Consider the following 4,478-nt stretch of genomic DNA (forward strand, 5'->3'; position numbering starts at 1 on the left):
TTCCATACCCATTTGATAATTGTTAACTGAAAGTTCTCCCCTATCTTCTCCTTTTCTCAAACCATAATAAATTCTCGGCGCTGGCTCCGCTATATCCGGGTATATACAGGTGTTTTGATGACTGGCAATTCTAACAGCAAAAGAAAAATCGGTTTCCTGATATTGTATCACCGGCTTGTCTAGTTTTTTCTCATCTGCGAAATATAAAAAAGAAGCTTTTTCCGTACTCTTTAATAAATCGTCAATCACCTCTCGATAAGACATTTCCGTATTCTGAAATGAACGGGATTTTTTCATGATGTCCAACTGGAAACTCCCTGATGCTGCAAGAATATTTGCCTCTCTGCTCCCTCCCTCATGGTTAATTTCACAGTTAATTATTATACCAGCAAAAAGGGGCGGATAATTCTCAGTTCCGTCATTTGCTGTCTCTACAATTTTTATTGGTTTCCAATTCAGAAATTCAAGTATATTATCTGTCGTTTCTTCCACATCAGAAAGCAATACCTTTATTTTTGCCTCTGCATTGATATTCGGCTTTATTGAAAATTCAAAGCTAATTAAACTATAAATAGAAACACCGCAAATTACTTTCAGCCTTTCTTGAGCTATAATAGCTTTATTATCTTTCATTCAGTTTCCTCCCAGTTGAATTTCTTCCCTGTAAAGGGTATGAACAGGAATTTACTATTTCCAATTTCAATTTCATCATAAGCAGTTAAATTTATTGAACTATAAACTGTATCCCCCTTATAATAGACAAGGCCTTTCCCTGTTCCAGGGAACAACTTACTTTGTTTTGTCTTTTTGTCATATACAATGATTGCATGGCAATTAACCTCAATTTCCTTATCTCCCAATATTTGGATATCCATATCATATCCTCTGCCTATGGAATTGCTACCATTTCTTATTTCATAAGATTTTCCAGCCCTGATTCCTTCCGTGCATACGAGCCATGCACACACTTTTTCGTCTGCACTGAGTGGATGAATGCTTCCACTCTCATCCGTTCTCTTTTTTATATCTTCCATTTCATAAGTAACTGTTTCCAAACCACAATAAGGACATTTCGTTCCATGCCTGCGTCTTGAAAAAAGATGATGGTTCTGGCATCTGATTAAGTTACTATTGCTCTCACTCATAATACTCCTTCTATAGTTACACCACTTCCAGTTCCTGAATTCTAATTGACAATGCTTCTCTTCTGAGCAGACTTTCCAGCAAGTCCAAGCGTATTACCACACGCTGAGTATCAATCCCAGCCAGTTGAAATAATGCTTGACTTGATATTGCTTTCTCAACTAATACACCTTTGCTGATATCAATATCCTCATTGACAAATTCGCTTTGACTTGAAAGACAATTAACCATAGGTAATATTGGCAAAAAATATGGCAAAAGAATCCTGTTTTTCCGAGAGAACAGTTGAATCCCTATCATCCTGATTCCCGGTTCATAATGGCTGACAATCTCTGCCGCATTCTTAGAAAGCATGAAAAAGGGGTCACTCAGAACATCTGGGAAAACAGTATCCTGACACACCTTAACATTCAACAGTTCCCAATTTTTGATCTTATCTGCATCTTTCTCGTTTATATACTGGGGATTTATTTTACCATACCAGTTAATAATCTCAGGCAGAGGGTCTTGAGTTTCAGCCTCGATTAGAAAATACTGCATGCTTCACCTCCATACGCTTCGCAAAATCTCTATATCCGCCAAAAACAAATAAAGGATTTTCATCCTTTAACATGAAATAATATTCAGGCAAGTTTGTGATTTCTTCCAGAACATCACAGAATACTTTTTCCATCAAATTATGATAATTTTTAATATAAACAAATTTAATGCGTTCAATTTCATAATTTTTAATGCGAACATATCTTCCTTTTATTGCATCAAGCAAAAATTTAATATCCTCATTATAATAAGGAATTAAAATCTGAGGACTATATGTTATGCTAACTTCATTCTGGTCTAAATAAAAGGCCTCGTCATATAAACTAACCATATATTTATGTGTGTCTGTCAAAATGCTGCTGTTTAAATAAAAGAAGCCAAAAATACGGATTTTACCTTTTTGTCCATTTTCCTGCTTTTCAACTGCTTTCACGAAAAGTTCCTTCATCTGCTTGATGATACTGCCTGCTATCGCTTCTCTATTATCTTTATAATCCCTTACGATTTGCTCCCTGCTTTCCTGAAATCTTTTCTCAGACAAATCCTTAATCTCATTTATAATTTGTTCTATTCTTTCCATAAACGCTCCTTTTCATTGCATACGAAAATCGCCTCCGGTAAAAGAAATATCATTGTCCAAGACCAGACTTGCTCCCCCCTGCTGTATAACCACCTGTTCTGTACCAATGATTGTCACCGAAGACTTCTGACTGGATACGGTAAGTTCACCACTTGAGTTAATCTGTACCGATTTATCACTTTCGATTAAAATCCCCTCCTGATCCGATAATTCAACCCGAAGTCCGTTATTATTTGTCAGAATCAGAGAATCCGGAGTAAATAAAATTTCCTTGCCATATTTATTTTTTAGCGACTTATGCTCCGGGTTCTGCCTCGCCTGATCATTTTCTCTGTGCACAGAACTGATAATATAGGAATCATCCTCGCTCGTAGAAGGAATATGCAGCCATACTTCATCACCAATTTCCGGCATACAGTACCATCCGGTACCGTCCAATGATGAATATACTGTTGAGTAGGGCAGCCATCTTACATTTCCGGCGTGTTTATTTTCATCATCATAAACGCTGGCCTGTACTACATCCTGTTTTACGGCAATCACTCCCGCTCTTAAAGAAGCGCCTGTAATTTTATCCGGCGCAGACTTCATAGTGCAAAGGCCGTTAAATGTCCTCAAAAAATATGTATGCACACACTCGCCGCCCTTGTACTCTGTATTAATCTGACAGATACATAAATCCCTGTTTAAAAATTGAATATGATCCCCTATCCTGTAAATATCCCTGTCTTCAATTATGTATGTAAAAGCATCCGATTGTGATAAACTGAACCCCGCAGCAGTCTTTTTCATATAATCATCCATATGGCTGATTACCTTATATGGCTTTTGTTCACATATAATATGTGTATCTAATTCAGGCATACCAAAGAAAAATTTACTTCCCTGCAAATGACATGCCGCTATAAGGTAACCTCCATATGACTGGCGATTCTTTTCATAAATTTCCAATCAGTTTCATAATATTGAATGAGCAGACTATTAATCTCTCCATCTCCTTTTCTTCCTAAAATAAAAGCCGCATTTTTATTTTCACTGCATATATAATTCAAAATTTCAGAATATAATTTTTTTTCATGTTGAAATGTGCGCAAATGCGGAGTCAAATCTAATAAATAGGTTCCACTCATACTATTGATCGATAGTATCGTATCATTACCTCTGTAATTCACTGTATAAGAAGTAATAATTCCATAAAACAAAATTTGTTTTTCTAATCTTTCATCCTCTGCTTCAATTATAAACCAAGTGTCGCTTTGTAAAATTTTGAAATATTCCTCTATATTTTTATCCGCCACGATTCCACTGAATGATACGGATGTGTGTTCATTCAACTCCTGTTTCATATAAAATAACTCAATGCTTACAAAGTTAAATGGCTTCGTAATTAACCTTCTATAGTCTTTCATAGGTCCCCCCTCTTAGTTTTTTTCTTCAATTGTCTCTAACATTTTGAGTACATAATACTTCCATTGCATATAATCACAAAAAGCGCATTTGAAACTTCCTATCACAGTTTTTTCCTGATAAGGAAACAGAAACATCATATTATAAACATCAGCGTCTGCAGCGAAGCTTTTATAATCAAACCAACAAAGTTCCCTTTCTATTCCCTGCTCATAAATGGTATTCTGTGGATACCTTTGCCCCATCAAATCTATGAGTTCCTTTCTTATTTGTAAAATATTTGCCACCATTATTGTATCAAATGTAAAATTTACCGTTCCACATGCACTTGTAAAAATCATCTCCGGGTGATTCCGAATCAGATATCCCGACTCAATCTCCTCTCCCTTTTTAACCGCAAAGAACTTGGGCAAGCGCATGGTAATATTAGGGTAAATCTCTCTATCAGCCAATACTACCGTTTTATTCCGTATCTTGATTTGGTAATCCAATGGCCTTTGCCGCTCCACTTCTATTTCATACTTTTGAATAGCCTGCAAGATTACTTCATCCGGATAATTCCCCTCCATTTTCATCATGTCTCTCCTCGCACCCATAATATATTTATAATAGATTTCTGCTTTGCTCCAATTCTTCTATCGATATTTTTATTTTACGAAAAACAGAAGCCCATTTGCCCTTATTTTCTTCAGCACAATTTACGGTACCTATAAATAATTGTCCATGTATGGAAAGTATAAAAAATTCTACATATTGTCTGTAATGATTCATCATACAGTAAAAAGAAAGGCTTACCCCCTGTATACCC

The 4,478-nt window shown here is 36.0% G+C and carries 8 protein-coding genes; all 8 read right to left on the minus strand.

The window, feature by feature from the left end:
* Positions 1-633, minus strand: a 633-nt coding sequence (locus ACLUJM_RS12990; RefSeq protein WP_412413001.1) for a hypothetical protein, incomplete at its 3' end; no start/stop codon positions are given.
* Complete coding sequence (locus ACLUJM_RS12995) at positions 630-1,145, minus strand: FHA domain-containing protein (protein ID WP_120091476.1); 516 nt, start codon at positions 1,143-1,145, stop codon at positions 630-632. The genes ACLUJM_RS12990 and ACLUJM_RS12995, both read right to left, overlap by 4 nt.
* A gap of 16 nt (positions 1,146-1,161) precedes the next feature.
* Positions 1,162-1,683: a hypothetical protein gene (locus tag ACLUJM_RS13000; protein WP_089981828.1), complete on the minus strand. Its 522-nt coding sequence runs from the start codon at positions 1,681-1,683 to the stop codon at positions 1,162-1,164.
* Positions 1,658-2,263 carry a hypothetical protein gene (locus tag ACLUJM_RS13005; RefSeq protein ID WP_120091474.1) on the minus strand — a complete coding sequence of 202 codons (606 nt, stop codon included), beginning with the start codon at positions 2,261-2,263 and terminating at the stop codon, positions 1,658-1,660. The genes ACLUJM_RS13000 and ACLUJM_RS13005 overlap by 26 nt, the downstream gene beginning before the upstream one ends.
* Before the next feature lie 12 nt (positions 2,264-2,275).
* Complete coding sequence (locus ACLUJM_RS13010; RefSeq protein ID WP_412413002.1) at positions 2,276-3,055, minus strand: phage baseplate assembly protein V; 780 nt, start codon at positions 3,053-3,055, stop codon at positions 2,276-2,278.
* Positions 3,056-3,165: 110 nt separating this feature from the next.
* Positions 3,166-3,672: a hypothetical protein gene (locus ACLUJM_RS13015; RefSeq protein WP_412413003.1), complete on the minus strand. Its 507-nt coding sequence runs from the start codon at positions 3,670-3,672 to the stop codon at positions 3,166-3,168.
* A gap of 12 nt (positions 3,673-3,684) precedes the next feature.
* Positions 3,685-4,248, minus strand: a complete 564-nt coding sequence (locus tag ACLUJM_RS13020; RefSeq protein WP_133304850.1) for a hypothetical protein — start codon at positions 4,246-4,248, stop codon at positions 3,685-3,687.
* Positions 4,249-4,273: 25 nt separating this feature from the next.
* Positions 4,274-4,478: hypothetical protein (locus ACLUJM_RS13025; protein WP_412413004.1), on the minus strand; the 205-nt coding region annotated here is incomplete at its 5' end.

This window comes from Finegoldia sp. (genome assembly GCF_046991905.1).
In the GTDB taxonomy this organism is placed as follows: Bacteria; Bacillota; Clostridia; order Tissierellales; family Peptoniphilaceae; genus Finegoldia.